Below are 23915 nucleotides of genomic sequence, written 5' to 3' on the forward strand. Positions count from 1 at the left end.
GGCAATTGTCACGAATATTGCGCAAACGTTTGCGCGAAGATTGTTTTACTCGGAAAAAATAAACACGCGGCAGGCCGCGTGTTCAATTTACATTCGAGCGAGTAGAATTTTTGCTTGCTCGACCATCTTTTTACGTCCGAAGATCAGATGTCGGCGCTTACCACCAACTTGTCGCCAAAGCACCGAGCAGCGAATACCTGATAGCAACAATGCACGTACTTTGTGTTGGTTGCTGGTTTGCTGCAATACGGTCGGCGTGCCAGTTACTTGGATGCGTGGGCCAATAGGGCTGACAACATCAAGATAGACACTCGCCAAGTTGCTGATCATTTGCTCGTCGGTTAAGGAGAAATGCTCCACTTGACGTTCAAGCATTTGAATACGATCTCCAAGCTGTGCCATCGCATCATTACGGCTGCTGAGTTTACGCTCAAGCGCCATTAGGCTAATGATATAACGAGTTATTTCGCTTCCCGCAGGGGTGCTATCAATGCCTTCCACTAAGCACTCTAGCCCAAGCTTCAGATCGGCTTCACGACCAAACACATTGAGTGTGCTGCTTGGGTTAGTATTCAGAATCGCTTTCAGTGAAGTTTCAAACGCGTCCGTGTCACAATAACCGTTTTTTGCTGCTTGCTGAACGAGTGCCACAGCTTGGCAAATACCTGCAAAGGCAATAGTGCGGTCATAAAGAGTGTTAGCCACGTAGAGTTACTCCTGATAATACGTCTGATTAAATACGTTGTTCGATGATACCACCACCAAGGCATACATCGCCGAGGTAGAAAACTGCTGATTGACCAGGTGTCACAGCAACTTGTGGTTCGTCGAAAATCACTTTGATCGTGTTGTCATCCACAGGGATGATAGTACACGGAATATCACTTTGACGATAACGTGTTTTCACTGAGCATTGTAACGGTTGATTAATCGCTGTGCGATCGACCCAATGTAATTGTGACGCGATTAACCCATTAGATTTTAAAAGTGGGTGGTCGGCACCTTGTACTGCAATTAATACATTACGTTTCAAATCTTTTTCAGCTACGTACCATGGATCTTCGTTACCGCCACCACCTTTGGTGCCACCAATGTGGAGGCCTTTGCGTTGACCTAGGGTGTGGTACATCAAGCCTTGGTGTTCGCCAATCACTTTACCTTCAGGCGTTTCAATTTTACCCGGTTGAGCAGGTAAGTAACGTGATAAGAAGTCAGTAAATTTGCGTTCGCCGATAAAACAGATACCCGTCGAATCTTTTTTCTTCGCGGTAATTAGATCTTGTTCTTCAGCGATTCTGCGTACTTCCGGTTTTTCTAACTCGCCGACAGGGAATAGGCTGCGAGCCACCTGCTCATGGCTAAGTGTGTACAGGAAGTAGCTTTGATCTTTGTTACCATCCAAACCACGTAGCATCTGTGGTTTCTCACCATTTTCAGGGAACGAACGGCGAACGTAATGACCCATAGCAATGTAGTCGGCATCAAGCACTTCATCGGCATATTCGAGGAAGGCCTTGAACTTGATTTCTTTGTTACACAAGATATCTGGGTTTGGCGTGCGGCCTGCTTTGTACTCCTCTAAGAAGTACTCAAAGACATTGTCCCAATATTCTGCGGCAAAGTTAATTTTGTGCAGATGGATGCCAAGCTTGTCACATACTGCTTGTGCGTCGGCAAGATCTTGCGCCGCAGTACAGTATTCTTCGTTGTCATCTTCTTCCCAGTTCTTCATGAACAAGCCTTCCACTTGATAGCCTTGCTCTTTTAGAAGATACGCAGAAACCGATGAATCTACACCGCCAGACATACCAACGATGACTTTCTTTTGACTGTTGTCAGTACAGTTCTCAGACATTGCTTAACACCACAAAAATTAACTGGGGGCAGATTTTAACAGAAACCCATTCACTGGGACAGATCCGAGATCGAAATCACACTTCGAAATTCGAAGTTTTTCAGTCTGGTCAGGTAAAAATCTGCTGAATTTAATACGACGACTCCTCTATATATGGCATAGTAAGCGAAATTCAACCGTTGATGAGACTATCAACACACTATTTTTTATTTAGGTATGCACGATGAGTGATGAAAACCAAGTTCTTCAAGAATCAGATTTAATTGAGGTGATTGAGAATCAATTGGCCGATGGTAATCCAATCAAAGTAAAAGAAACTTTGATGCGTTTAATGATGACCGGAACAAGCCGAGAAGATGCGATTGCTATGATGGCATGTGCCGTTGCGATTGAAATATTCGATGTTATGAAGAGTGAAGGTGAGTTCAATTTAAAACGCTATTCTGAGCATTTAGATTGCCTACCAGACCTTAGTTTTATGGAAGGTGAGTAGCGAAAACGTTTGCTATACTCCCAGTTATTGCCGCTCTTTATTTCGCGATGTAGAATCCGCACTTCCTGTCACCCCTTAAACAGAACCTAAGTTATGAAATTTCCTGGTCAACGTAAATCAAAGCACTACTTCCCAGTACATGCGCGTGATCCTTTAGTGAGCCAAGCGCAAACAAGCAAGAAAATGTCTCGTACCCACATCATCGGTATTGACCAAACCTTGGTAGACATTGAAGCAAAAGTTGGCTCAGAGCTAATTGAAAAATACGGTTTGAGTAAGGGACACTCGTTAGTTATTGATGATCAAACCGCGGAAGCGCTCTATAACGAGCTGAAAGAAAGTGGTCTTATTACTAATGAATACGCTGGTGGTACGATTGGTAACACACTTCATAACTATTCTGTATTAGCTGACGATAAGTCGACTCTGCTTGGTGTTATGAGCCAAGACATTAAGATCGGTAGCTATGGTTACCGATACTTATGCAACACTTCAAGCCGCATGGATCTTAACTACCTACAAGGTGTTGAGGGTGCGATTGGTCGTTGTTTTGCGCTTATTACTGAAGATGGTGAGCGTACTTTTGCTATCAGCGAAGGTCAAATGAACCAACTCAAGCCAGACAGTATTCCGGAGAAAATCTTCAAGAATGCTTCGGCACTGGTTCTGACTGCTTACCTCGTTCGCTGTAAAGCTGGCGACCCAATGCCTGCGGCAACGATGCGCGCAATTGAGTATGCAAAAAAATACGATGTACCAGTAGTACTGACTTTGGGAACAAAGTTCGTTATTCAAGACGATCCGAAATTCTGGCAAGACTTCCTGCAGCAACACGTGAGTGTGGTAGCAATGAATGAGGATGAAGCGGAAGCTTTAACAGGTGAACATGATCCTTTGGCGGCTTCAGATAAAGCGTTGGATTGGGTTGATCTTGTATTGTGCACGGCAGGACCTGTAGGTCTTTATATGGCTGGCTACAGTGAAGATGAAGCGAAACGTGAAACAACGTTGCCATTATTGCCAGGTTGTATTGCCGAGTTTAACCGTTACGAATTTAGCCGTCCGGCGACCAAAGCACTATGTGAAAACCCAATTAAAGTTTACTCACATATTTCGCCATATATGGGTGGACCTGAAAAAATTAAGAACACTAATGGCGCAGGTGATGCGGCGCTTTCTGCGTTGTTGCATGATATGGCTGCGAATAAATACCACAAAGAAAACGTGCCTAATTCAAGCAAACATGCTTATGCTTTCTTAACTTACTCTTCGTTCTCTCAAGTATGTAAATACTCAAACCGTGCTAGTTATGAAGTACTAGTTCAGCATTCTCCTCGTTTATCACGTGGTCTGCCTGAGCGTGAAGATAGCCTAGAAGAGGCATACTGGGAAAGATAATCATTGAGTTGGAGCCTATGAAAATAGGCTCTTTAATCTTAGTTATGAATAAAAAAAGCTCCCCAATGGGGAGCTTTTTTTATTTCATTTTTTGAATTAGATTAGGAAATCATCTAAAGATTTACCCGCATCTAATTGCGCTTGGATCGCTGATGGTGTGCGACCTTGGCCTGTCCAAGTTTTTTCTTCACCATTGTCAAGGTACTTGTATTTCGCTGGACGAGGCGCACGTTTAGACTTAGTTTTAGATTTAGTTTCACCCGCTAGCGCACTAATTAGTGCATCAACGTCGATACCATCTTTTGCAATTTGCTCTGCAATTGCTGACAACTTAGCTTCTTGCTCAGCAAGGGCTGCGCGTTCTTCTTCTTCTGCTTCTTTACGCTCAGAAACAACAATAGTTAACTTTTCTAGTGCTTCCTCTAATTGCTCAAGAGTTAGTTCACGAGAAAAAGCGCGAAGACTACGAATGTTTAAAAGAGTTTTTGTTAATTCCGACATAACGTCTCACCAATATAATTGTAAGCAACAAAGTAATATTAATATCCTAACTAGAATAATACAATTCAATTATTGTAAATTAAATAAAATAAATAATTAGAAAAGCGAGAATGCGAAACTTTTAAGCTCACATCACATTCTATTGTTAACATAAAGCATGAGCACACTGAATAAACAGCAAGCGCTAAGTATAGTGCTTAGTTTCATAACTTCCAGTTAATTTATGAAATAATACCGACTTCATTGATTATCCCCACTTAAGCCTTTATCTCAGAAATAGGGAATAGTTTAAATTGGTATAACTGATTTTTAATTGACCTCCCATAAATGAGACGTATTGTCGAGTAATAACAAGTTAAGTGTTGTATGCAATCACATCGTTATGAGAATTGCCTCCGGCATGATTGTATTAAAACAAATCAAAACCAACAGCGGGGTAGCTATATTTTCATTTGGTTGGATTTATCTCAAGGTGCTTGGTTCAACGAGGGGAGTGTGTTACCAAATAGCCTATCTTGAAACCATTTGTGTATACGCAAATCACTCGAGTATATAATTTCTAGTTAGATGTATTGTAAAAGTGAATCAGATAAGTACAATGACCGTTACCTAATGCACTGCATTGGTTAATGCTAAGTTAACATCTTTGTTATATGGCTTAATCTTTGGTCAGTGCGGTAGAGGCGCGGGAAGAATCAGTAACGTTTGTTGGGGTGATGCCAATGAGCAAGCGTAAAAGGTCTTATCCGCCGAAGTGAACTGGCATATCAAAGCCACTCGCTGGGGTTGCGTTCGAATAGGGGCAACACTGCCATAGTCTATTATTTGTATAACTATGGAGCGCTACTGTAGGGTTGGGTGGAGTGTTCGCTTCCCTGTCGCTATGTTCAACATGCATAGATCTGAAATCTATGTGTCTGCAGTAGATCTCTAACCAATTATTACTGGTTTCGAAGATCATGAGTTTAATCGATTTTGCATCATCTCCTTTATCACTACTGCCTCCAGTAGTGGCACTTACGCTTGCGATTGTTACACGTCGCGTTTTATTGTCGCTAGGCATGGGTATCGTTTTAGGTGCCGTTTTACTGGCTGACTACTCAATGGGCAATGCGCTCACTTACGTGAAAAACACCGTATTTGGCGTCTTTGTTGAAGACGGTTCAATTAACGCGGGCAATATGAGTATTGTTGGTTTCCTAGTATTGCTAGGGATGATGACCGCATTGCTTACCCTATCGGGTGGTACACGTGCTTTTGCTGACTGGGCGCAGTCTCGCGTAAAAAGTAAGCGTGGCGCTAAGTTACTGGCCGCTTTTTTAGGTATTTTCATTTTCATTGATGATTATTTTAATAGTTTGGCAGTTGGCGCAATTTCTCGTCCAGTGACAGACCGCTTCTATGTATCGCGCGCTAAACTGGCTTACATTCTCGACTCTACCGCTGCACCTATGTGTGTCGTCATGCCAGCATCAAGCTGGGGGGCATACATTATGACGATTATCAGTGGCATCCTTGTTTCTCATGGTATTACAGAATACTCAGCACTGGGCGCGTATATGCGTTTGGTACCGATGAACTTCTATGCGATCTTCGCGCTTCTAATGGTGTTTGCGGTTGCATGGTTTGGTTTAACCGTCGGCAAAATGCGCGATCATGAAATCGCTGCTTCACAAGGCAGAGGCTTTGACAATCAGCAAAGTGATGATTTGGAAGCCGCTCGTGAATTGGATGAAGAGTTAGACATTGCCGAAAGCGACAAAGGTAAGGTGTCTGATCTGGTTCTGCCTATCGTGGCTTTGGTTGTCGCGACCGTTGCTTCTATGCTTTACACAGGTGGTCAAGCGCTGGAAGAAATGGGTAAACCATTTGCTTTACTAGGCGCGTTTGAGAACACCAATGTTGGCACCTCTTTGATTTACGGTGGTCTAGTTGGTTTGTTTGTTGCGTTGTTTACCGTATTCAAACAGGGTTTACCTGTTGCTGATATTAATCGCACACTTTGGATTGGCGCAAAATCGATGTTTGGTGCGATTCTAATCCTCATCTTCGCTTGGTCTATTGGTACAGTGATTGGCGACATGAAAACAGGTAGCTATCTGTCGACATTGGCGCAAGGCAATATCGATCCACGATGGTTACCAGTGATCCTATTCTTGCTCTCAGGGGTGATGGCATTCTCGACAGGCAGTTCTTGGGGAACATTCGGTATTATGTTGCCAATCGCGGGTGATATGGCAGGCAACACGGATATTGCATTGATGCTACCGATGTTAAGTGCTGTGCTTGCTGGTTCAGTGTTTGGTGATCACTGCTCACCTATCTCAGACACCACCATTCTGTCTTCAACAGGGGCCCGTTGTAACCATATTGACCACGTCGCGACTCAGTTGCCTTATGCGCTGTCGGTTGCACTGGTATCTTGTGTTGGTTTCATTGTACTGGGTATGACGGACAGTTTAGCGGTGTCATTTGCGGCAGCGAGCTTAGCGTTTGTTATCGTTTGCTTTGTGTTGAACCTGCTAGCAAAATCAAAGATGAGTGCATGCCAGTAAGGTCGCCTGATGAACAGCAAAAGGAAGCTTCGGCTTCCTTTTTTTTTGTCATTAAGCATGCCGGATAGGGAAGGTTGGCTTGTGTGATCTTAGTGACGCGCTCTCGCGGTTACTCACTTATGGCAAAGAGCAGCGAGCGGGTTTGTTGTAAGATGAAAAAATCTTAAATTAATGGTTGAAAAAAGTTAACAGCTTGGTTAGTGTGGTTATCAACCAAGCAGAAGTGAAGAGCTTTAATAAGTATGCGTAATTTTGTTATGAACATTCATCATCACCATCACCCAATCTAGTCTTTCGGGAGATGTACGCGTACCCGGGAGGCAGGAAACTCCCGGAGGCTTAAGTCAAAGATTTTAAGAATTAACCCTCGGGAGACTCATATCTCCCGAGGGTTTTTCAGTTTCAGGGCTTATAAACTATTTAAATATCAAATATTTGCACAGGGATAACGCAATGCAAACACAACGCCTAAGAATCGCTATTCAAAAGAAAGGTCGCCTAAGCACAGAAAGCCAGTTATTGCTGAAGAAGTGTGGCGTAAAATTTAACATCATGGGTGAGCGTTTGGTTGTTCACTCACTCAACATGCCAATTGATTTGTTACTGGTTCGTGACGACGACATCCCTGGTTTGATTATGGATGGTGTCGTTGACCTTGGCTTTATCGGCGAGAACGAACTTGAAGAAGTGCGTTTAGACCGTCAAGCGCTCGGGGAGCCATGCGAGTTTGTCCAATTGCGTCGACTTGACTTTGGTGGCTGTCGATTGTCGATCGCAATCAATAAAGACGAAGTCTACAACGGCCCTCAGGATCTTGCTGGTAAACGCATCGCGACTACCTACCCACAATTGCTCAAAGCCTACATGGATAAACAAGGCGTGCCATTTTCTACCTGTATGCTGACTGGCTCGGTAGAAGTAGCTCCTCGCGCAGGCCTTTCTGATGCGATTGCCGATTTAGTTTCAACAGGCGCAACGTTAGAGGCTAATGGCTTGAAAGAAGCGGAGGTTATCTTCCGTTCAAAAGCCACACTTATCCAACGTCTAGGTGAGTTTGATGCAGATAAGCAAGAGCTTATCAACAAGCTTTTGACTCGTATGCAAGGTGTACAACAAGCTAAAGAGTCCAAGTACATTATGCTGCACGCCCCAGTGGACCGCCTTGAGCAGATCAAAGCCTTATTGCCAGGGGCAGAAGATCCAACGGTTCTACCTTTGTCTGCTGAAAAGCAACGCGTCGCGGTACACCTAGTGAGTACTGAAAATCTATTTTGGGAAACGATGGAGCAGCTTAAAGAGCTGGGTGCCAGTTCGATTCTCGTCTTGCCAATTGAAAAAATGATGGAGTAATTGCCATGAGAAGTGTTGTTTGGCAATCATTAAGTGAAACTCAGCAAGATGCCGTACTTGAACGCCCAGCGATTGCCGAAGGGGCAAATATTACCGCGGCAGTGTCGGATGTGATTGCTCAGGTTCGCTCGCAAGGAGACGCGGCGCTGGTTGAGTTAACCGAGAAGTTTGACCGCGTAAAACCGGAGTCTATTCGTGTTACTAAAGCGGAGATTGATGCTGCATCTGCTCGTTTAAGCGAGACAATGAAGCAAGCGTTAGAGCAAGCCTACGCCAATATCGCCAAGTTTCACAAAGCGCAAAAGCCGCAAGCAATTAAAGTTGAAACGCAACCTGGGGTGCTGTGTGAGCAAGTGACTCGTCCGATCCAAAAGGTTGGTCTTTATATCCCAGGTGGTAGCGCACCATTGCCTTCTACCGTGTTGATGCTTGGCGTGCCTGCGCAGATTGCTGGTTGCCAAAAGGTGGTGCTATGTTCGCCTCCGCCGATTGCTGATGAAATCCTATATGTGGCTAAGCTGTGTAATATTGATGAAGTTTATAACGTTGGTGGTGGTCAGGCGATTGCTGCAATGGCATACGGAACTGAAACCGTCGCCAAAGTCGATAAAATCTTTGGGCCGGGCAATGCCTATGTGACTGAAGCCAAACGCCAAGTAAGCAATGATTTTCGTGGTGCGGCGATCGATATGCCCGCAGGGCCTTCTGAAGTGCTTGTTATTGCCGATGAGTCGGCAGATGCGGATTTTATTGCAGCGGATCTTCTCAGTCAGGCAGAGCATGGGCCAGATTCGCAAGTCGTGTTAGTGACCCCATCGCCGATTCTGGCCGATCAGGTTTCTGACGCGGTTCAGCGTCAACTCAAGCAACTGAGCCGTGCTGATATTGCCGAACAGGCATTGGCATCCAGTCTAATCATTATTTCTGAATCCTTAACCCAAGCCGTTTCAATTTCCAACTTCTATGGTCCTGAGCATTTGATTGTGCAGACCAAGAGCCCAAGAGAGTTGTTGCCTCTGCTCGATAATGCAGGCTCAATCTTTTTAGGAGATTGGTCTCCGGAGTCTGCTGGGGATTACGCTTCTGGGACGAACCATGTGTTGCCGACCTATGGCTACACTCGTACCTACTCAAGCTTGGGTTTGGCTGATTTCTCTAAGCGTATGACGGTGCAAGAGCTGTCGGCGGAAGGTTTGCAAAACCTGGCTCCAACTGTGATCACTATGGCCGAAGCGGAAGGTTTAGATGCACATAAACGTGCGGTAACAATTCGTGTCGAAAAACTGCTTCAACAAGGAGAGGCGTAATGGAAAAGTTAGCACGTAAACAGGTTCAGCAGTTAACGCCTTATCTGTCAGCGCGCCGAATCGGTGGTAGTGGTGACGTGTGGCTTAATGCCAATGAGTCCCCTTTTGATAATGAGTATAAGACCGACTTTACTCGCCTCAATCGCTATAGCGAGTGTCAGCCCAAGCCTCTGATTGAAGCTTATGCCGCTTATGCTGGCGTCAAGCCAGAGCAAACGCTCACCTCACGGGGAGCCGATGAGGGTATTGAGTTGTTGGTTCGTGCATTTTGTGAGCCGGGAGAAGATGCGATCCTTTACTGCCCGCCAACTTACGGTATGTATGCGATCAGTGCAGAGACGATTGGCGTTGAACGTAAAACCGTGCCCCTAACCAGTGATTGGCAACTCGACTTAACGGGCATCGAAGCCAACTTAGATGCGGTGAAATTGGTGTTTGTTTGTAGCCCAAATAACCCAACTGGTAATTTGGTGAAGCGTGAAGACATTATCAGCTTGCTAGAGATGACGAAAGACCGTGCGATTGTGGTGATGGATGAAGCGTATATCGATTTTTGCCCTGAAGCATCAACGGTTGATTTGCTCGCTCAGTATCCCAACCTTGCAATTCTGCGCACTTTGTCAAAAGCCTTTGCGCTGGCGGGGTTACGTTGCGGTTTTACGTTAGCCAGTGAAGAAATTATCAATGTGCTAAATAAAGTCATCGCGCCTTACCCTGTACCAGTACCCGTTGCCGATATTGCAATTCAAGCGCTCTCTGAAGCGGGCTTAGCGCGCGCTAAGTTTCAAGTGCTCGATCTCAACGCCAATCGCGCTTATTTGCAAGTTGGACTATCGATGATTGATAACGTGCAGGTGTTTGATGGCTGGGGTAACTACTTATTGGTCAAGTTCCCTGATGGCGATGCCTTGTTTAAGGCGGCTTGGGAAAGCGGGATTATATTGCGCAACTCGCCAATTCAAGATTGCGTACGTATCAGTGTCGGCAATCGTGATGAGTGCGAAAAAACGTTAGGTTTTATTCGCAATTTCTACGCGTAGTTTTTAATCACGCTAACAAAATCAAACATGATGCGCTCTGGTATAAAACGAGAGCGCAAATAAATAAGGATATTCCAGTGAGCAAGCAGCAAAAAATCTTGTTTATCGACCGCGACGGTACTTTGATCGTTGAGCCTCCCGTTGATTTCCAAGTCGACCGTCTTGATAAACTTAAGCTAGAACCTTTTGTTATTCCGAGCCTTCTCGCACTCCAAGAGGCGGGGTATCGGTTAGTTATGGTCACCAATCAAGATGGATTGGGTACGGACAGCTACCCGCAAGCCAACTTTGATGCGCCACACGATATGATGATGGAGATTTTCACCTCGCAAGGCGTGAAGTTCGATGACGTTCTGATTTGTCCACACTTTGAAGAAGATAACTGTTCATGCCGCAAACCAAAGCTAGGCATGGTTAAGGAGTATCTGCAAAGTGGCAAGGTCGACTTCCAGCACTCTGTGGTGATTGGGGACCGCGCGACGGATTTGCAATTAGCCGAGAATATGGCGATTCGTGGGATTCAATATAACCCCGAGACGATGGGATGGCTGCAAATCCTCAAAGATCTGACGGTGAATGCACGTATCGCAGAAGTGGTTCGCACCACCAAAGAAACTGATATTAAAGTACGCGTTAATCTTGATGAGCAAGGCGGCAACCAGATCTCAACCGGTTTAGGCTTTTTCGATCACATGCTCGATCAAATCGCTACCCACGGTGGTTTTCAAATGATTTGCCAAGTGGAAGGCGACCTGCATATCGATGACCACCACACGGTCGAAGATACCGCTCTGGCGTTAGGGCAAGCACTGAAAGATGCGCTGGGTGATAAACGTGGCATTGGTCGATTTGGTTTTAGCTTGCCAATGGACGAGTGTTTGGCGCAATGCGCGCTTGATTTGTCAGGTCGTCCTTACCTTAAGTTTGAAGCTGAGTTCAGTCGTGAGCAAGTCGGAGACCTATCGACCGAAATGGTGGTGCACTTTTTCCGCTCATTAACCGATACACTAGCTTGTACGCTCCACCTATCGTCGTCAGGTGATAATGATCACCACATCATCGAGAGCCTATTTAAAGCCTTTGGTCGGACACTGCGTCAAGCGATCAAAGTGGAAGGTACTGAGTTGCCAAGTAGTAAAGGCGTGCTGTAGGAGGGATTATGAAACCACAGAAAGTCGTCATTATTGATACCGGTTGTGCCAATGTCTCTTCAGTTAAATTTGCGATTGAGCGTTTAGGTTGTGAGGTAGAAATCTCAAAAGACCCACAAGTTGTTCTGGCCGCCGATAAGCTTTTCTTACCGGGAGTAGGCACTGCCAGTGAGGCAATGAAAAACTTGAAAGAACGTAACTTGATCCAATTGGTCAAGCAAGTTGAAAAGCCACTGTTAGGTATCTGCTTGGGTATGCAGCTGTTGGGTAAGTTCTCCCAAGAAAAAGGGCAGAAAGCGGACGCGCAAGTCGCGTGTTTAGGTTTGTGTGAGGGTGAAGTTAAGCTGATGCAAACTGGGGACCTGCCTTTACCACATATGGGTTGGAATACCGTCAAGTCGCTGCCAGAGCATCCGTTATTTAAAGGTATCGAAGAAGGAGAATATTTCTACTTCGTGCACAGTTTTGCCATGCCTGTCGACCACTATACCATTGCAGAGTGTGATTATGGTCAGCCGTTTAGCGCCGCTGTGCAAAGCGGCAACTACTACGGGGTGCAGTTTCATCCGGAGCGCTCTAGCCGCGCTGGCGCCAAACTTATCGAGAATTTCTTAAATTTGTAGAGGGACCTACACGTGATTATCCCAGCGTTAGATTTAATAGAAGGACAGGTAGTTCGCCTTTACCAGGGAGACTACGGTCAAGTAACAGAATATAAGGTTGATCCGGCTGAGCAGTTCAACCTTTATCACCAAGCTGGCGCCAATTGGTTACATTTGGTTGATTTAACCGGTGCGAAAGACACGACCGCTCGCCAGCTTGATCTGATTGCCAAGCTGTTAGCTAGCACGCCGGCCAATATTCAAATTGGTGGTGGGGTACGCAGCGAGCAAGATGTGGTCGACTTGCTAGAAGCGGGCGCCCAACGCGTGGTGGTTGGCTCAACAGCCGTTAAACAACCCAAATTGGTAAAAGGTTGGATGGAGAAATACGGAGCGGAGAAAATCGTCTTAGCTCTGGATATCAACATTGACTCAGACGGCACGCGAAAGGTCGCGATATCAGGTTGGCAAGAAGACTCTGGCGTGACTATTGAAGCGTTGATTGATGACTACTTAACTGTGGGGCTAAAGCATGTACTTTGCACTGATATCTCGCGCGATGGCACATTAGCAGGTTCGAACGTCGAGCTTTATGTCGACCTTTGTAAGCAGTATCCGCAAGTGCAGTTTCAATCTTCAGGCGGCATTGGCAACTTAGCCGATATTGAAGCGTTGAAAGGCACTGGTGTCGCGGGCGTGATTGTGGGTCGCGCTCTACTTGATGGCAAGTTTACCGCAGAGGAGGCATTTGCATGTTGGCAAAGCGAATAATTCCTTGTCTTGATGTTCGAGATGGACAGGTAGTCAAAGGGGTTCAGTTCCGTAACCATGAAATTATTGGTGATATCGTCCCGCTCGCCAAACGTTACGCCGAAGAGGGCGCAGATGAGCTAGTGTTTTACGATATTACTGCGTCAAGCGATGGGCGAGTAGTCGACAAAAGCTGGGTGAAGCGCGTAGCGGAAGTTATTGATATTCCTTTCTGCGTTGCGGGAGGAATTAAATCGGCAGAAGATGCCGCCCGTATTCTCGAGTTTGGTGCCGATAAAGTATCAATTAACTCACCAGCACTGGCAAACCCAGAGCTGATTACTCAGCTAGCCGATAAATTTGGCGTGCAGTGCATCGTGGTGGGCATCGACTCTTACTACGACAAAGAGACGGGCAAATATCAGGTTTATCAGTTCACCGGTGATGAAGCTCGTACCAAAGCGACACAATGGCAAACCCGTGATTGGGTACAAGAGGTGCAAAAGCGTGGCGCAGGTGAAATTGTCTTGAATATGATGAACCAAGATGGCGTACGCAACGGTTACGATATTGAACAGCTCAATATGGTGCGTGAAGTGTGTAAGGTACCACTGATTGCATCTGGCGGTGCTGGCGCGATGGCGCATTTTGCTGAAGCTTTCCATAAAGCCAACGTTGATGGCGCACTCGCGGCATCGGTGTTCCACAAACAAGTGATCAATATTGGTGAGTTAAAGCAGTATCTACTTGCACAAGGTGTAGTAGCGCGACCAGTAGAGGTGAAGTTATGAGTTTCCAAGTAAGCGATATTGCTGCGTTAAACCAGCGTATCAACTGGGATAAAGTCGATGGCTTACTGCCAGTTATTGTGCAAGATTTTCAGTCGAGCCAAGTATTAATGATGGGTTACATGAACCAAGATGCGCTGGCAAAAACAGGCGAAACAGGTCATGTGACTTTCTTTTCCCGAACTAAGCAGCGTTTGTGGACCAAAGGTGAAACCTCGGGCAACGTGCTAAATCTGGTTAATGCTGCCCTTGATTGTGACAACGACACCTTACTGGTTAAAGTTAACCCCATCGGTCCGACGTGTCACACAGGGACGACAACGTGCTGGGATGGCGATAAGCAAGAAGAATCGCAACTGGTTTGGCTTCATCAACTTGAGCAGCTTTTGGCTGAGCGTAAACATGCCGATCCCGAATCCTCATACACCGCCAGTCTCTACGCTCGTGGTACCAAACGTATTTCGCAAAAAGTGGGCGAAGAGGGCGTTGAAGTCGCGCTTGCGGCAACGTCGGGTGATAAGGCGGAATTAGTCTGTGAATCTGCTGATCTCATCTACCACTTGTTTGTTCTACTGCAAGACCAAGGCTTGTCATTCAATGATGTGATCAACAAGCTCAAAGAGCGCCACAAATAATCAGTTTTTGATTAAAGCCACCTAAGGGTTGCTGAAATAAGGCAACCCTTTATTATTTCCTCGCTTCTCGCTTCTCGCTTCTCGCTTCTCGCTTCTCGCTTCTCGCTTCTCGCTTCTCGCTTCTCGCTTCTCGCTCCTCGCTTCTCGCTTCTCGCTCCTCGCTTCTCGCTTCTCGCTCCTCGCTTCTCGCTTCTCGCTTCTCGCTTCTCGCTTCTCGCTTCTCGCTTCTCGCTCCTCGCTTCTCGCTTCTCGCTTCTCGCTTCTCGCTCCTCGCTTCTCGCTTCTCGCTTCTCGCTTCTCGCGAATTTACCGATGACAAATGATAAAAATCAGGTAAAGTATCGGCTTTCGTAAGTAAATTGCCTAAAAACTCACATCGAAGTGGGTGCAGAAATAACTTAGGCGAGTAGTAAGACTTAAATAGGAAGAGCAATGATTCTAGTAGTAGGTCACAAGAACCCTGATAGTGATAGTATCTGTAGTGCAATCGTAGCCACTGAGCTACTAAAAGCACGTGGCGTTGAAGCAATGCCAATTCGCCAAGGCGAGATCAACCGTGAAACTCAACATATTCTAGAAGTCGCTGGTGCTCAAACTCCAGAACTACGTACTTCAGTTGCTGGCGAGCAAATCTGGTTAGTTGATTACTCAGATCTAGCACAAGCACCAGATGATGTGGCTGAAGCAGAAATCCTAGGTATCGTTGACCACCACCGTTTAGGTGACGTGATGACAGTGAACCCAATGGAAGCTTGGATCTGGCCTGTAGGTTGTACCAACACTGTACTATTCAACATGTTCAAGATTGAAGGTCACACAATCACTCCTCAAATCGCGAAGCTTATGATGTCAGCAATCCTGTCTGACACTGTCGGTTTTGCTTCACCAACTTGTACTCAAAAAGATAAAGATGCAGTGGCTGAGCTTGCTGCGATAGCTGATGTACAAGATGTTGATGCGTTCATTAAAGATCTACTGATTGCTAAGACCGACATCGAAGGTCTATCTGCAGCTGAACTTGTTGAAAAAGACCTTAAAGGTTACCCATTCAACGGTCGTGACGTAGTAGTAGGTCAAGTTGAACTTGCAACGCTAGAGCAAGTTGACGGCATGATTGATGCTCTAGAAGCTGATCTAGAGCGTCGTTGCACTGAAGAAGGTCTTGCATTCGCTGCTGTGATGCTAACAGACATCACGACAGCGCAAACTCGTCTGCTTTACAAAGGTGAGTGGGCTGAGAAGCTAGTTAAGCATGAGAAAGACGGCATGCTAATGATGGAAAATACGCTAAGCCGTAAGAAGCAAGGCTGGCCATGGCTACAAACTGAACTTGCTTAAGTCATCATGTGACTAAGTCGGAATTTTCAAGCCCATCCTAAGGATGGGCTTTTTTATTCGAGCATTTTGCGTAACGGGGCAGAACGGGCAACAGTGACCGCGTCTTTTAACACTTCATCATGTTGATAGCGTTGCAGTAAGAACTTGAGTTGCTGAGTGACTTGCTGTTGGTTCATTCCGCTTTTAAGTTTGGGCTCATAGAGTAGCTTGAGTAGCACGACATCAAGTGGTGATAAAAAATCGTCAGGCGTATAGTCATTAAAAATCGAAGGGTAGGCGAGTTCAGAGTCATTCGGCAACCCCATAACTTGAGTGATCTCTTCGACGATGCAGGCAAGTAATTTTCCATGACTTCGACTTTGGTCAACAGGAATAATCACGCTAGCTTTGATGATTTCATTGGTGCGCGGGGAGACGGAATAGCTCGCTTTGCATATCGCACCACGTACGTATTTAAGCGCCTCCTGCCCCATTTCTTCACGGATATCTTGCTGCCACTGAGACTCTCGGGTAAATATCCATACCACGTTCGCTTGTTGGCGAGTGCTGACACGATAAATAGGGTGACCGGTGATTTGCTGTAAATGTTGAATATGCGCATCGACAAGTGATTCATGGAGCGCCTGATCACCGACTTTATGCTGGAGCCATATTTTGAGTGGTTGATGCCACTTGGCGAGAGGTTTATCTCCGGGCTGATGCTCGTTTTTAAGTGCCACCTCTAGAAAGGCTTGTTGAACGAAGTGAGGATCTAGCCACGTTTGCCCAACAGCATAAAGGGGAGAGGAGAAAATCAAGGATAAGAAAAGACAGGCGATCCGTGCCATTGTCAACGTCCCTATTTGAATCCCGGTGCTTTATTAAAGTGACTTTCAACTAAGCGCTGAGTGATGGGGCTTTGTGGATCACAAAGGACCTTGTGTGTGTCCCCAGCTTCGACGACGTCACCTTCGTGCATCACCATAATTTTATCGGTAATGTGTTTTACCGTTCCAATATGCTGCGATACATAGACAAATGACACGCCCATCTCTTCTTGCAACTCAAGAAACAAGTTGATGATCTGTGAGCGCATTGCCATATCAAGACCATTGAGTGCTTCATCAGCAACAATGATTGATGGTTGCAAGATAAGAGCACGAGCCAAACAAACACGCTGTTTTTGCCCCGTTGCCAGCATCTGTGGATAGAAGTAGGCGTGTTCAGGTAACAAACCCACACGCAGCAAAGTATCTTTTACCCGTTTTACTCGCGCCTCTGGTGGCATATTGGTATTTCGTTTCAGCGGTCCCTCTAAGATATTACCGATTTGGATCTTAGGATTGAGCGACGTGTTCGGGTCTTGGAAGATCATCCGAATCAGCTTACAGCGTGTGGCATAATCTTTATGTTCAAGTAAGTCGCCGTTAACTCGGATTTCTCCGGAAGTTGGCTCGACCATACCCGCAAGCATTCGCGCTAATGTCGACTTACCCGAACCATTTTGTCCAATAAAACCAATCGTTTGACCAGCTTCAAGGGTAAAGCTGACCGGTTTTACAGCAACATGTTCCTTTTTACGGATCAAGCCAGGGCGGCTGATAAATACTTTTGATAAGTCGGTGACTTCGAGTAAAGCACTCATCCTTTTTTCTCCGTGTTCAATGGAAAGTGGCAAGAATACTTGTGGTTTTTAATCCGCTGCGGAAGTGGTATCTCTACACACTGGCGTTGAGCATAAGGGCAACGAGGTCCAAGGCGACAGCCTATCGGAAGATGCTGCAGCGGTGGAATGGTGCCAGGCAGTGACTGTAACTTCTGTTTATGTGGAATCCACTCAGAGAAGTCCGGCATCGCTTTTAGCAACGCGGCGGTGTATGGGTGCTTTGGTTTGGCAAGAATCTTATCTGTGTCAGCGGACTCAACCGACTGACCACAATACATGACTGTAATACGGTCAGCCCATTGCGTTATCGTGGTAAGATCGTGTCCGATCAACATGATGCTGGTGTTGTTGATCTGGTTCATACGACTGAGCAAACGTAGGATTTGAGACTGTGTAATTGGGTCTAAATCGTTGGTTGGCTCATCGGCAATCAGCAATTTTGGCTTAGCGGAAATCGCCATCGCAATCATCACTTTTTGACATTCACCATCAGTGAGCTCATAAGGGTAACTACTCATGATTTGACGGTGGTTTTTAATCCCCACTTTGTGCAAAAGCGCGACGGCTTGCTTACGACGCCACTGGAATCGTTGCCACCATTTGCCTTCAAATGAGCGTGATGGAATCGATTCAATCAATTGTCTTCCAACTTCTTCAGAGGGATCTAAGCAGGTGGAAGGTTCTTGGAAAATCATTGCGATATCGCGCGCGATAACTCGACGTCTTTCGCGTGGTGTGAGTTGAAGTAGGTCGATATTGCCTAAGCGCATTCGGTCTGCGGTGACTGTCCAGTTGTCCTTGCAGACACCAACAATGGCTTTCGCGACTAAACTCTTACCTGAGCCGGACTCGCCCACTAAACCACGAATTTCACCTTCATTGAGCGTCATGCTCATGCGATCAACCGCTTTAACCCGTCCTTGAGGTGTTTCAATTTCGATTGTCAGGTGTCGAATATCAAGTAATGGCATTATTCTACCCCTGCATTGAGAGCTTGGCGGACGCCTTCTCCCACTAAGTTGACAACAACAACAGTAAACATGATTGCCAGTCCTGGTAGGGTTACTGTCCAAGGAGCAAGGTAAATCAGCTCAACAGAGTCGCCCAAAATTGCACCCCATTCGGCGCTGGGAGCTTGCGCGCCAAGGCCAAGAAAGCCAAGAGCAGTAATATCTAGAATTGCAATGGACAGTGCCAAGGTGAACTCAGTGGCGAACACGACGAGCACATTGGGCAAAATTGAGTTCCACAACAAGTAGAAATTATTCGCCCCATCTAGACGTGCCGCCATTACGTAGTCTTTTTCAACTTCGTTGTGTACCGCGATGTATATTGAACGGATAAAACGCGGGATCAAGGCGATACAGATCGCCAACAGCACATTGAATTCGCCAAACCCAAGGAAGGCAACAAAGATGATTGCCAGAAGTAGCGATGGGATTGACATCACGGTGTCTAGCAAGTGGTTCAAGGTGCTCGAAATCAGCCCCTTGGTCATTCCTGCCAGTGTTCCGATGACACAACCAATCGCTGCGGCAATCACGGTGATAAGTAACGCGGCGCCAAAGGTTGGCTGTGAGCCTACGATCAGGCGCGAGAGAATATCGCGACCTAAGTCATCGGTGCCGAGGAAGTACTCAACGGTACCTGCTGGGTTCCAAGAAGGAGGCAGCAACAATTCACCGCTCTGCGCTTGCGGATCATGAGGTGTGATCCATGGTGCCACGATAGTGAGAAGAGCGATAATGATTAAACACCAAAGTCCAAACATCGCGAGGCTGTTTTTGCGATAGCTGCGCCAAAATCGCTCGAATTGAGTCGGAATGCGCTCTTCTTGATAGATGTTATCGGTTAGCATACCACTCTTTCCTTACTAATGGATTGACCATCGCACCGACCAAATCAGAGAGAATATTGGCGGTGAGAACCAAGGTAGCCACGACAATGACCCCGGCTTGAATCGAAACGTAATCTTGATTCGCAAGGGCATCTAATAGCCAACGACCTATGCCCGGCCAGTTGAATATAGATTCAGTGACAATCGTTAGAGTTAGCATACTCGACAGTTGCACACCGATTTTTGGGATAACTGGCGGAATCGCATTACGCATCACATGCTGAGTGACAATCTCACGTGTCGAGAGACCTTTGATGCGTGCAGCACGAATGTAGTTTTTACTCATCACTTCAGACACCGAAGCACGCATTAATCCGATAACTTGAGTGGTCGGCGCCAGCGCCAGAACAAAACAAGGCAATATCAGGTGGTCAATTACGCTTTGCAGCGCGTGGGCACGTTGCGGTCCTTCAGTAAGGAACGCATCGATAAGTGCAAAACCGGTGACATGCTCGATTTGATACAGTAGGTCATAACGCCCTGCGACTGGAAACACTTGGTAATGCAAAGAGAAGACCATGATCATCAATAGCGCCACCCAGAAAATAGGCGCTGAATAGCCCGACATGGAAGTGAACGAGATAATCGTATCAAGCCATTTCCCTTGCTTCATACCCGCGATAGTACCGATGGGGATACCAATGATCAGCGAGATCATAAAGGCAATTAACCCTAGTTCAAGGGTGGCAGGAAAGACGGTTTTTAATTCATCAATGATTGGAACGCCGGCTTTGTTTACTCCAAAGTTTAAATGGGTTAACTCGCCGATATAGGCGGTCCAACCTGTCCAAAAGTTTTGCATCGCCCAATGTGAGTTGGGGTCAAGGCGCAACAAGCTATAGCCGACAATCGTTAAGATCAGCAAAGTAATAATAAATAAGTTCAGTCGTCGAACGGTGTAGAGAAACATCTAGTGAATCCTCTCTACTAAGTCGAATGGCTGAGCATTGAATGGGCTCATTTTAAAACCTACCAGTGAACTATCGTGCGCTTGGAACTGCATACCGTGGTTAAGCGGTATCACAGGGAACTCTGAATTAACAATGTTCTGCGCTTGTTTGTATAAATTGATTCGATAACGTGGTGTTTCTACTTCTAATGCCAAATCAAGCAGGAAGTCAAAATCAGGGTTACACCAACGTGAAATATTCGGCCCTGCTTTCTCTGAATCACAAGAGAGTAGGGGTCTTAAAAAGTTATCAGGATCGCCAGTATCCGCAATCCACCCCGTTAAATAGAGATCAACTTGTTGATTGCTGTCGTTTGCGACACCGCTAAAGCGATCATCGGTCAGTAGATTAAGGGTAATACCAATATCTGCCATATTCGCTTGAATCAACTCAGCGGTTTTACGCGGACTTGGGTTATAAGAACGCGGCTCTAATGGCACCAACATATTGAGGGTCAAACCGTCGGCAAAACCTGCATCGCGCAAAAGTGCAATTGCATAGTTGCGGTCATAACGAACTTGGATACTGTCACCATTATACGCCCAAGAGTTTTGAGGTAGAACTGAAAAAGCTTGGCTACCGGTGCCGTAATAGACGGAATCAAGGATATTTTGTCGATTAATGGCATGATTGAGGGCCCGACGCACTCTGACGTCGCTCAATGCAGGATGTTCCGTATTGACCGCAATGTAGGAAATGTTCATCGCGGGTTTGGCCGTTAACGTGAGTTTCTCGTGCGCTTCAATGGTGGGAATTTGGCTTGAGCGTGGTGAAGTGAGCACATCACATTCGTTACGCAGCAATTTTGCCAGCGTGCCCGTACCGCGATGGGAAATGTCAAACACCACTTGCTTCATTTTGGCTTTGCCAGCCCAGTAACCATCGTGACGTTTTAGGCGAACGAAATCATTGACTTGGTAGTCGGCAAGATAAAATGGCCCGGTTCCGACCGGATGGCTATCAAGCAGTGCCATTTCGTCGCGTAGTTGCAACTGATGGGCGTACTCTTTTGAGTGGATGACCGCATGGCTGGTGGCGATATTAGATAAGAAGGTGTTATCTGGTTTGGCTAACACAAACTTAACTCGGTGGTCATCAAGCTTGACGACATCAAGCACAAGGTTCTGAAAGTTAATACCACTAAACCAAGGATAGCCATTGCCCACTGGATGGAATGGGTGGTTCGGGTCAATAATACGATCGAAACTAAACACCACGTCATCTGCGTTGAGTTGGCGAGATGGTGTAAACCATTCTGTCGTTTGGAATGAGACTGCCGGCTTTAAGTTGAAGATATATTCAGTACCGGAATCATTAACCTGCCAGCTTTCGGCAATACTTGGTTTCGGTTGATAGGTCTTGGCGTCAAGGGTCAACAGAGTATCAAAAAGCTGTGAGCTTAAAGTTTCTGATGTGATACCACTGTCTACCAACTGTGGGTTAAAGGTTGCTGGCCCTGCTTGACCACAAAATACGAACCCAGTTTGGCGTGCTTTCTCGTGACTGATGTCTTCTCCACAACCAGATAAAAGGCCGGCAGCGAAGAAGCTAATTGTCAATTGTATGAATGCTCTCATAAATTTCAGCGTTTATAGCGCAATGGAACCCTCAATTATGCCTAAGCCCCAAAGCATTGACCACTAATAGTTGCTTTCTAAACCAGTCTAACTAGAGTCCCTCAGGCACAAAGTGTACAACCACATTGCCAAGTGAGGGGAGATTACTCAATCTTTAGTCACTGGTTCTCTCGGTTTAAATCATATTTGCGCACCATCCCGCGCAGTTGGTGGTAACTTAATCCCAGTAAATCTGCCGCTTTGCGCTGGTTAAATTTACTTTGCTCAAGGGCGGCTTTAAGTAACTCACGATCTTGTTGTTGTTGCCACTCCTTATAGTCGAGTGGAAATTCAAATTGACGTTCAAGTGCAGGCTTATCTTCATCTGCGACGCTTTCGATGGCAGAAGGGCGAGCAAACGGGTCGAAAATGAGGTCCTCTATCGGATACTCAGATTGTCCATGTTGATATACCGCTCGTTCAATGACGTTTTTGAGCTCACGAACATTACCGGGCCAAGGATAGTCAAGTAAGCTTTGTTTCGCATCAGAGGTAAAGCCAACGAAGTACTCATAACCGAGTTCACGACACATTTTTATCGCGTAGTACTCGGCTAACAACAAAATGTCCTCTTTGCGCTCGCGTAACGGCGGCAGATGAATGACATCAAATGCTAGGCGGTCGAGTAAGTCGGCTCGAAAGGCTCCTTGGTCAGCTAAAGCGGGTAGATCCGCATTGGTAGCACAAACTAAACGAACATTTGCGCTAAGAAGATCATGCCCACCAACACGCTCATATTGACCATATTCAATCACGCGCAATAATTTTTCTTGCACTAACAAGGGTGCAGTGGCGAGTTCGTCTAAAAATAAAGTGCCATTCTCTGCTCGTTCAAAGCGACCCTTGTGACGGCCTTTAGAGCCAGTAAATGAGCCGGACTCATGACCAAATAATTCTGAGTCAATCAATCCTTCACTAAGGGCTGAACAGTTGAGTGAAATCAACGGCTGGTCCCAACGCTTTGACAAATAGTGCAGTCGTTGGGCGATAAGTTCTTTACCCGTACCGCGCTCGCCTATGATCAGTATAGGACGTTCAATGTTGGCAAGCTTGGAAACTTTGTCTAACACAGAGAGAAACGCAGGAGACTCGCCTATCAGGTTTTGCTTCATAGTGGGCTCGGCATATAAAGTTGGTAAATTTCACCTATAGTTGGTTAAATTTATCAGTTATACAAGCTGTTATTTAAGTGATTTTATGTAAGTTATTGAATTGTAGCGATTAATAAAGTTGGCATGGGACTTGATAATATCTAACTGTCTTTACTTAGATTTGACCAAAAAAGGAGTCGTCCATGGGTATTTTTTCTCGTTTTGCCGATATCGTGAATTCAAACATCAGTTCTCTGCTAGATAAAGCGGAAGATCCAGAAAAAATGATCCGCTTGATCATTCAAGAGATGGAAGACACGTTAGTCGAAGTACGAACTAACTCTGCTAAAGCAATTGCTGACAAGAAAGAATTGGCACGCAAAGTTGAAGCAATTGAAGATCAGGTCACCGAGTGGCAGCAAAAAGCGACACTTGCACTGACCAAACAGCGTGAAGATTTGGCGCGCGCAGCTTTGATTGAAAAGCAAAAGCTACAAGATGTTTTAAAAGGTTTGCACACAGAGCAAACCTTGGTTGAAGAAACAATTGAAAAACTGACGGGTGAGATTGGTAAGCTAGAAAGCAAGATCACTGAAACGCGTGCTAAGCAGCAAGCGCTTGCGATCCGCAGTCAAACGGCTTCCAACCGTCGTGATGTTCAACGCCATCTGCATACCGCACGAACTAACGAAGCAATGGCAAAGTTTGACCAGTATTCACGCAAGATTGATGAGTTAGAGGCGGAAGCGGATCTTTATGCCAAAACGGGGCAAGGCAAATCTCTTGACCAAGAGTTTGCTGAGTTACAAGCTCAAGACGAAATTGAACAAGAGCTTGCTAAACTGAAGCAACAGATGGAAGAAAAGAAGTAGTCGTTGATAACGTTGGAATTATCATTGCAAAATAGGCGAGTAGTACGCTTGCCTATCATTTGATTACATTTAGGAGTGACT

General features: G+C 45.9%; 24 protein-coding genes, 1 riboswitch and 1 other annotated feature. Of the genes, 13 read left to right on the forward strand and 11 right to left on the reverse strand.

Features of this window, described 5'->3' with window-relative positions:
* Positions 1–87 precede the first annotated feature (87 nt).
* Together hflD and mnmA are read right to left on the reverse strand one after the other, a co-directional pair.
* Positions 88–705 (reverse strand): high frequency lysogenization protein HflD, encoded by a 618-nt coding sequence (hflD, locus tag GZK95_RS05485; protein WP_075709262.1) that lies wholly within the window; start codon positions 703–705, stop codon positions 88–90.
* Between the two features lie 28 nt (positions 706–733).
* Complete coding sequence (gene mnmA / locus GZK95_RS05490) at positions 734–1855, reverse strand: tRNA 2-thiouridine(34) synthase MnmA (RefSeq protein ID WP_075713545.1); 1122 nt, start codon at positions 1853–1855, stop codon at positions 734–736.
* A gap of 223 nt (positions 1856–2078) precedes the next feature.
* Between mnmA and GZK95_RS05495 the strand changes: the two genes are divergently transcribed.
* Both GZK95_RS05495 and GZK95_RS05500 read left to right on the forward strand, forming a co-directional pair.
* Positions 2079–2348 (forward strand): hypothetical protein, encoded by a 270-nt coding sequence (locus GZK95_RS05495; RefSeq protein WP_075709264.1) that lies wholly within the window; start codon positions 2079–2081, stop codon positions 2346–2348.
* A 93-nt stretch (positions 2349–2441) separates the two neighbouring features.
* Positions 2442–3746 (forward strand): inosine/guanosine kinase, encoded by a 1305-nt coding sequence (locus GZK95_RS05500; protein WP_075709265.1) that lies wholly within the window; start codon positions 2442–2444, stop codon positions 3744–3746.
* A 96-nt stretch (positions 3747–3842) separates the two neighbouring features.
* Here GZK95_RS05500 and GZK95_RS05505 read toward each other — a convergent pair whose 3' ends face one another.
* Positions 3843–4247 (reverse strand): H-NS family histone-like protein, encoded by a 405-nt coding sequence (locus GZK95_RS05505; RefSeq protein WP_075709266.1) that lies wholly within the window; start codon positions 4245–4247, stop codon positions 3843–3845.
* Positions 4248–4917: 670 nt separating this feature from the next.
* Positions 4918–5101, forward strand: a riboswitch (Lysine riboswitch).
* Positions 5102–5206: 105 nt separating this feature from the next.
* Between GZK95_RS05505 and GZK95_RS05510 the strand changes: the two genes are divergently transcribed.
* The 9 genes from GZK95_RS05510 (at position 5207) to hisIE (ending at position 14425) form a co-directional block, all read left to right on the forward strand.
* Entirely contained in the window at positions 5207–6802 is a 1596-nt protein-coding gene (locus tag GZK95_RS05510; protein WP_075713543.1) for a Na+/H+ antiporter NhaC family protein, read from the forward strand.
* Between the two features lie 265 nt (positions 6803–7067).
* Positions 7068–7203, forward strand: a sequence feature (His leader region).
* A 52-nt stretch (positions 7204–7255) separates the two neighbouring features.
* Positions 7256–8152, forward strand: coding sequence for an ATP phosphoribosyltransferase (gene hisG / locus GZK95_RS05515; RefSeq protein ID WP_075709268.1), 897 nt, complete (start codon positions 7256–7258; stop codon positions 8150–8152).
* Positions 8153–8157: 5 nt separating this feature from the next.
* Positions 8158–9459 carry a histidinol dehydrogenase gene (gene hisD, locus GZK95_RS05520; RefSeq protein ID WP_075709269.1) on the forward strand — a complete coding sequence of 434 codons (1302 nt, stop codon included), beginning with the start codon at positions 8158–8160 and terminating at the stop codon, positions 9457–9459.
* Positions 9459–10499 carry a histidinol-phosphate transaminase gene (gene hisC, locus GZK95_RS05525; protein WP_075713541.1) on the forward strand — a complete coding sequence of 347 codons (1041 nt, stop codon included), beginning with the start codon at positions 9459–9461 and terminating at the stop codon, positions 10497–10499. The genes hisD and hisC overlap by 1 nt, the downstream gene beginning before the upstream one ends.
* Before the next feature lie 77 nt (positions 10500–10576).
* Positions 10577–11650 (forward strand): bifunctional histidinol-phosphatase/imidazoleglycerol-phosphate dehydratase HisB, encoded by a 1074-nt coding sequence (hisB, locus tag GZK95_RS05530; protein ID WP_075713539.1) that lies wholly within the window; start codon positions 10577–10579, stop codon positions 11648–11650.
* A gap of 8 nt (positions 11651–11658) precedes the next feature.
* Positions 11659–12273, forward strand: a complete 615-nt coding sequence (hisH, locus tag GZK95_RS05535; RefSeq protein ID WP_075713537.1) for an imidazole glycerol phosphate synthase subunit HisH — start codon at positions 11659–11661, stop codon at positions 12271–12273.
* Between the two features lie 12 nt (positions 12274–12285).
* Entirely contained in the window at positions 12286–13023 is a 738-nt protein-coding gene (gene hisA / locus GZK95_RS05540; RefSeq protein ID WP_075713535.1) for a 1-(5-phosphoribosyl)-5-[(5-phosphoribosylamino)methylideneamino]imidazole-4-carboxamide isomerase, read from the forward strand.
* The gene (gene hisF / locus GZK95_RS05545; RefSeq protein ID WP_075713533.1) at positions 13005–13793 is read left to right on the forward strand and encodes an imidazole glycerol phosphate synthase subunit HisF; all 789 of its coding nucleotides are present in this window, start codon (positions 13005–13007) and stop codon (positions 13791–13793) included. The genes hisA and hisF overlap by 19 nt, the downstream gene beginning before the upstream one ends.
* Complete coding sequence (gene hisIE, locus GZK95_RS05550; protein ID WP_075713531.1) at positions 13790–14425, forward strand: bifunctional phosphoribosyl-AMP cyclohydrolase/phosphoribosyl-ATP diphosphatase HisIE; 636 nt, start codon at positions 13790–13792, stop codon at positions 14423–14425. Before hisF ends, hisIE begins: the two co-directional genes overlap by 4 nt.
* Before the next feature lie 52 nt (positions 14426–14477).
* Here the strand turns inward: hisIE and GZK95_RS05555 are convergent, their stop codons facing one another.
* Complete coding sequence (locus GZK95_RS05555; protein ID WP_161987196.1) at positions 14478–14744, reverse strand: hypothetical protein; 267 nt, start codon at positions 14742–14744, stop codon at positions 14478–14480.
* 113 nt (positions 14745–14857) lie between these two features.
* On the opposite strand from GZK95_RS05555, the gene GZK95_RS05560 reads away from it, so the two are divergent.
* Positions 14858–15763, forward strand: coding sequence for a manganese-dependent inorganic pyrophosphatase (locus tag GZK95_RS05560; protein ID WP_075713529.1), 906 nt, complete (start codon positions 14858–14860; stop codon positions 15761–15763).
* 53 nt (positions 15764–15816) lie between these two features.
* Here the strand turns inward: GZK95_RS05560 and GZK95_RS05565 are convergent, their stop codons facing one another.
* From GZK95_RS05565 to pspF, 7 genes are all read right to left on the reverse strand, one after another.
* The gene (locus tag GZK95_RS05565) at positions 15817–16590 is read right to left on the reverse strand and encodes a DUF2927 domain-containing protein (protein ID WP_075713527.1); all 774 of its coding nucleotides are present in this window, start codon (positions 16588–16590) and stop codon (positions 15817–15819) included.
* An 11-nt stretch (positions 16591–16601) separates the two neighbouring features.
* Complete coding sequence (locus tag GZK95_RS05570; protein WP_075709278.1) at positions 16602–17387, reverse strand: peptide ABC transporter ATP-binding protein; 786 nt, start codon at positions 17385–17387, stop codon at positions 16602–16604.
* A complete protein-coding gene (locus GZK95_RS05575) occupies positions 17384–18379 on the reverse strand; it encodes a peptide ABC transporter ATP-binding protein (RefSeq protein ID WP_075709279.1) in 996 nt (331 codons plus the stop codon). Before GZK95_RS05575 ends, GZK95_RS05570 begins: the two co-directional genes overlap by 4 nt.
* Positions 18379–19266, reverse strand: coding sequence for a putrescine export ABC transporter permease SapC (sapC, locus tag GZK95_RS05580; RefSeq protein ID WP_075709280.1), 888 nt, complete (start codon positions 19264–19266; stop codon positions 18379–18381). The genes GZK95_RS05575 and sapC overlap by 1 nt, the downstream gene beginning before the upstream one ends.
* Positions 19253–20215 (reverse strand): ABC transporter permease, encoded by a 963-nt coding sequence (locus tag GZK95_RS05585; protein ID WP_075713525.1) that lies wholly within the window; start codon positions 20213–20215, stop codon positions 19253–19255. The genes sapC and GZK95_RS05585 overlap by 14 nt, the downstream gene beginning before the upstream one ends.
* The gene (locus GZK95_RS05590) at positions 20216–21832 is read right to left on the reverse strand and encodes an ABC transporter substrate-binding protein (RefSeq protein ID WP_075713523.1); all 1617 of its coding nucleotides are present in this window, start codon (positions 21830–21832) and stop codon (positions 20216–20218) included. It abuts the gene before it with no gap.
* A 158-nt stretch (positions 21833–21990) separates the two neighbouring features.
* Positions 21991–22983: a phage shock protein operon transcriptional activator gene (gene pspF, locus GZK95_RS05595; protein WP_075709283.1), complete on the reverse strand. Its 993-nt coding sequence runs from the start codon at positions 22981–22983 to the stop codon at positions 21991–21993.
* 182 nt (positions 22984–23165) lie between these two features.
* Between pspF and pspA the strand changes: the two genes are divergently transcribed.
* Entirely contained in the window at positions 23166–23834 is a 669-nt protein-coding gene (gene pspA, locus GZK95_RS05600) for a phage shock protein PspA (RefSeq protein WP_075709284.1), read from the forward strand.
* The last annotated feature ends 81 nt before the right edge of the window (positions 23835–23915 follow it).

This window comes from Vibrio panuliri, assembly GCF_009938205.1.
Classification (GTDB): domain Bacteria; phylum Pseudomonadota; class Gammaproteobacteria; order Enterobacterales; family Vibrionaceae; genus Vibrio; species Vibrio panuliri.

What these genes read in the sequence shown, in the direction of transcription:
- mnmA (WP_075713545.1), bottom strand. Translation starts at nt 1,855, where the DNA reads ATGTCTGAGAACTGTACTGACAACAGTCAAAAGAAAGTCATCGTTGGT.
- GZK95_RS05495 (WP_075709264.1), top strand. Translation starts at nt 2,079, where the DNA reads ATGAGTGATGAAAACCAAGTTCTTCAAGAATCAGATTTAATTGAGGTG.
- GZK95_RS05500 (WP_075709265.1), top strand. Translation starts at nt 2,442, where the DNA reads ATGAAATTTCCTGGTCAACGTAAATCAAAGCACTACTTCCCAGTACAT.
- GZK95_RS05505 (WP_075709266.1), bottom strand. Translation starts at nt 4,247, where the DNA reads ATGTCGGAATTAACAAAAACTCTTTTAAACATTCGTAGTCTTCGCGCT.
- GZK95_RS05510 (WP_075713543.1), top strand. Translation starts at nt 5,207, where the DNA reads ATGAGTTTAATCGATTTTGCATCATCTCCTTTATCACTACTGCCTCCA.
- hisG (WP_075709268.1), top strand. Translation starts at nt 7,256, where the DNA reads ATGCAAACACAACGCCTAAGAATCGCTATTCAAAAGAAAGGTCGCCTA.
- hisD (WP_075709269.1), top strand. Translation starts at nt 8,158, where the DNA reads ATGAGAAGTGTTGTTTGGCAATCATTAAGTGAAACTCAGCAAGATGCC.
- hisC (WP_075713541.1), top strand. Translation starts at nt 9,459, where the DNA reads ATGGAAAAGTTAGCACGTAAACAGGTTCAGCAGTTAACGCCTTATCTG.
- hisH (WP_075713537.1), top strand. Translation starts at nt 11,659, where the DNA reads ATGAAACCACAGAAAGTCGTCATTATTGATACCGGTTGTGCCAATGTC.
- hisF (WP_075713533.1), top strand. Translation starts at nt 13,005, where the DNA reads ATGTTGGCAAAGCGAATAATTCCTTGTCTTGATGTTCGAGATGGACAG.
- hisIE (WP_075713531.1), top strand. Translation starts at nt 13,790, where the DNA reads ATGAGTTTCCAAGTAAGCGATATTGCTGCGTTAAACCAGCGTATCAAC.
- GZK95_RS05560 (WP_075713529.1), top strand. Translation starts at nt 14,858, where the DNA reads ATGATTCTAGTAGTAGGTCACAAGAACCCTGATAGTGATAGTATCTGT.
- GZK95_RS05565 (WP_075713527.1), bottom strand. Translation starts at nt 16,590, where the DNA reads ATGGCACGGATCGCCTGTCTTTTCTTATCCTTGATTTTCTCCTCTCCC.
- GZK95_RS05570 (WP_075709278.1), bottom strand. Translation starts at nt 17,387, where the DNA reads ATGAGTGCTTTACTCGAAGTCACCGACTTATCAAAAGTATTTATCAGC.
- GZK95_RS05575 (WP_075709279.1), bottom strand. Translation starts at nt 18,379, where the DNA reads ATGCCATTACTTGATATTCGACACCTGACAATCGAAATTGAAACACCT.
- sapC (WP_075709280.1), bottom strand. Translation starts at nt 19,266, where the DNA reads ATGCTAACCGATAACATCTATCAAGAAGAGCGCATTCCGACTCAATTC.
- GZK95_RS05585 (WP_075713525.1), bottom strand. Translation starts at nt 20,215, where the DNA reads ATGTTTCTCTACACCGTTCGACGACTGAACTTATTTATTATTACTTTG.
- GZK95_RS05590 (WP_075713523.1), bottom strand. Translation starts at nt 21,832, where the DNA reads ATGAGAGCATTCATACAATTGACAATTAGCTTCTTCGCTGCCGGCCTT.
- pspF (WP_075709283.1), bottom strand. Translation starts at nt 22,983, where the DNA reads ATGAAGCAAAACCTGATAGGCGAGTCTCCTGCGTTTCTCTCTGTGTTA.
- pspA (WP_075709284.1), top strand. Translation starts at nt 23,166, where the DNA reads ATGGGTATTTTTTCTCGTTTTGCCGATATCGTGAATTCAAACATCAGT.